Origin of the sequence: Mesorhizobium sp. M7A.F.Ca.ET.027.02.1.1 (genome assembly GCF_004022985.1) — a bacterium.
Classification (GTDB): Bacteria; Pseudomonadota; Alphaproteobacteria; order Rhizobiales; family Rhizobiaceae; genus Mesorhizobium.
Genome location: NZ_RZOL01000577.1, coordinates 1 through 2,929 on the forward strand (window position 1 = coordinate 1; position 2,929 = coordinate 2,929).

3 protein-coding genes are annotated in these 2,929 nt (G+C 63.1%); all 3 read left to right on the forward strand.

Annotation, left to right across the window (positions count from 1 at the left end; all coding sequences use genetic code 11):
• A partial coding sequence (locus tag EN749_RS33640; RefSeq protein ID WP_128364786.1) for a formylmethanofuran dehydrogenase subunit A occupies positions 1-1,457 on the forward strand: 1,457 nt, incomplete at its 5' end.
• A complete protein-coding gene (fhcD, locus tag EN749_RS33645) occupies positions 1,445-2,353 on the forward strand; it encodes a formylmethanofuran--tetrahydromethanopterin N-formyltransferase (RefSeq protein WP_128364787.1) in 909 nt (302 codons plus the stop codon). The genes EN749_RS33640 and fhcD, both read left to right, overlap by 13 nt.
• On the forward strand, positions 2,350-2,929 hold a 580-nt coding region (locus EN749_RS33650), incomplete at its 3' end, for a formylmethanofuran dehydrogenase subunit C (protein ID WP_128364788.1). The genes fhcD and EN749_RS33650, both read left to right, overlap by 4 nt.

A 2,929-nucleotide genomic window follows, 5' to 3' on the forward strand; every position in this document is an offset into this window, starting at 1 on the left:
CCCACATCGGTGGCGGCAATGTGAACACCGCGCGGCTGCTCTTGCCCGAACAGCATGCCGCCCATCAGCTGAGGCCAGCAACGACGCCGCTCTCCAATGCCGGCTGGTCGACGTTCCAGACGGGCTGCCTCTACGCAAAGATGGGCTTTACGACGGTGGTCGAGCCGGCGATGTCGCCGGGAGCGGCGCTTCACACGCATCTCGAACTGGCTGACATCCCGATCATCGACAAAGCAACCCTTGCCATTCTCGGCAATGACGATTTCCTTCTGTCGATGATCCGCGATGACGCCCCCTCCACGATGATCGAGGACTATGTCGCCTGGACGGTCGCTTCGACGCGAGCGCTTGGGGTCAAGGTGATCAACGCCGGTGCGGCGGCCGCCTTCAAGGAGAACGTCCGCACCTTCTCGCTGGACGATGTCGTGCCTTCCTATGGCGTCAGTTCGCGCAAGATCGTCAAGACGCTGCAGGCCGCCGTCGACAGTCTTGGCCTGCCGCATCCCCTGCATGTCCATTGCAACAATCTGGGCAGCCCCGGATCGGCGAATACGGCGGCTGCGACGATCGCAGCGGCGGATGGGCTGCCGCTGCATCTCGCCCACCTCCAGTTCTATGGCTATGGCACGGAAGGAAAACGTGGGTTTTCCTCTGCCGCCGCACGGCTTGCCGAACTGGTCAACGCGACGCCGGAAGTCACCATCGATATCGGCCAGGTCATGTTCGGCCAGACGGTCACGGTCTCCTCCGACGTCATGCGGCAGTTTTCGGCGCGTGGCAGCGCGCACCCGAAAAAGACCGTCATTCATGATGGTGACGGCAATGGCGGCGGCATCGTGCCCTACAGCTATGGCAAGGACTTCTACGGCACGATGCAGTGGGCGATCGGGCTCGAGCTTTTTCTCCTGATCGACGATCCCTGGCGTGTGTTCTTCACCACCGATCATCCCAACGGTGCACCTTTTACGGCTTATCCGGCGCTGTTCGAACTGCTGATGAGCCGGGAAGCGCGCGCCGAAATGACCGCTGGACTTTCACGATCCGCCCTGGCGCTCTCTACCCTGGCCGCAATCGACCGCGAATACACGTTCGAGGAAATCGCCATCATGACGCGCGCGGCGCCGGCCAAGCTGCTTGGCTTGACGGATCGAGGCCATCTCGGCGCCGGTGCAACAGCCGACATCGCTGTCTATCGCAGGGACCGCAGTATCGCGAAAATGCTCGGACAAGCGGCGTATGTTTTCAAGGATGGCGATCTCGTCGTGCAAGACGGGGAAATCATCCATTACCGCTGGGGCAAGGCATTGAGGCTCAAGCCGCCTGTCGACAAGGCAATGGTGCGACGGCTCGAGGACTATCACCAGCAGCGCTACGGCCTGTCGCTGGACTGGTTCAATTTTCCGGATTCCGCGATTGCGCGCGAACAGCCATTCGGCGAGGTGCCATGCCGAACATGAGCGTTAATGGGGTAACGATCGACGATACCTTCGCCGAAGCCTTCGGCATGCGCGCGACCGCCATCGTCATCACCGCGCCGAGCCGGAAATGGGCTCGCCAGGCGGCGATCACGATGACCGGTTTCGCCACCTCGGTGATCGGTTGCGGCTGCGAAGCGGCAATCGATCTCGACCTGCCGCCATCGGCCACACCGGATGGCCGGCCCGGCTGTCGCGTCATGATTTTCGCGATGGGGACGGACGAATTGCAGAAGCAACTGCTCAATCGTGTCGGCCAGTGCGTTTTGACCTCGCCGGGTTCCGCCTGCTTTGCCGGGCTGCAAGGCAGCGCCGAGCTCAAGCTCGGTTCGGCGCTGCGTTATTTCGGCGACGGCTGGCAAATCTCCAAGAAGATCGGCGACAGGCATTTCTGGCGTATTCCCGTCATGGATGGCGAGTTCCTGTGCGAAGCAACAACCGGACTGACGAAGGAAGCTGTCGGTGGCGGCAATTTCTTTGTCATGGCGCAAAACAGCGCCAACGCTTTGGCCGCTGCCGAGGCCGCGGTCGCTGCGATCGGCATGGTGCCTGGCGCCATCGTGCCGTTTCCGGGCGGCATTGCCCGTTCGGGTTCCAAGATAGGTGGCAAATACAAGGGCATGATCGCTTCGGCCAACGAAGCCTACGCGCCAACGCTGCGCGGCGTCGTCGCGAGTGAGCTCGCTCCCGACATCAACGCCGTCCTGGAAATCGTCATCGATGGTGAAACCAATGATGCAGTTGCCGCCGCGATGAAGGCAGGCATCAAGGCTGTCATAGAGCTCGGCCCGAAAAGAGGCGCGGTTCGGATCAGCGCCGGCAATTACGGCGGCAAGCTCGGGAAATTCATCTACTCGCTGAAGGATATGCTGCCATGAAGGCGCTGACCTTCACCCTGGTTGCCGAGCCGCCGGAGCGCCTTGACCTGTCGCTGCTGACGCCGGAGCGGCTGGCCGGGATCGAAAGGCGCGACGTCGAAAGAATCCAGATCGGCATGTCGAAGCACGGATCGAAGGTGGGCGACATTTTTCGCGTCGCCGGCAGCGATCCGACAAGCATCGTGTTCGAAGGCGGAAGCACGCGCCTTGACCTTGTGGCGCAAGGCATGCGGGGCGGGTCGGTCCGCCTCGTTGGCAATGCCGGCGCCCAGGCCGGGCGCGCCATGCGCAGTGGCAAGCTCATGATCGAAGGCAATGCGGGTCCATACGCCGGCTCCGGCATGCGTGGCGGCAGGCTTGAGATAACAGGCAATGCCGGCGACCACCTCGGTGCGCCGCTCGTCGGGGAACTGGCCGGCATGAACGGCGGTGTGTTGATCGTCAGGGGCAAGGCGGGCGCCTTCGCTGCGGACCGCATGCGGCGCGGCCTGATAGCGGTGCTGAAAGGCTCCGGCGACCACGCCGGCAGCCGCATGATCGCCGGCACCCTGGTGGTGGCCGGTGGCACCGGCGAGA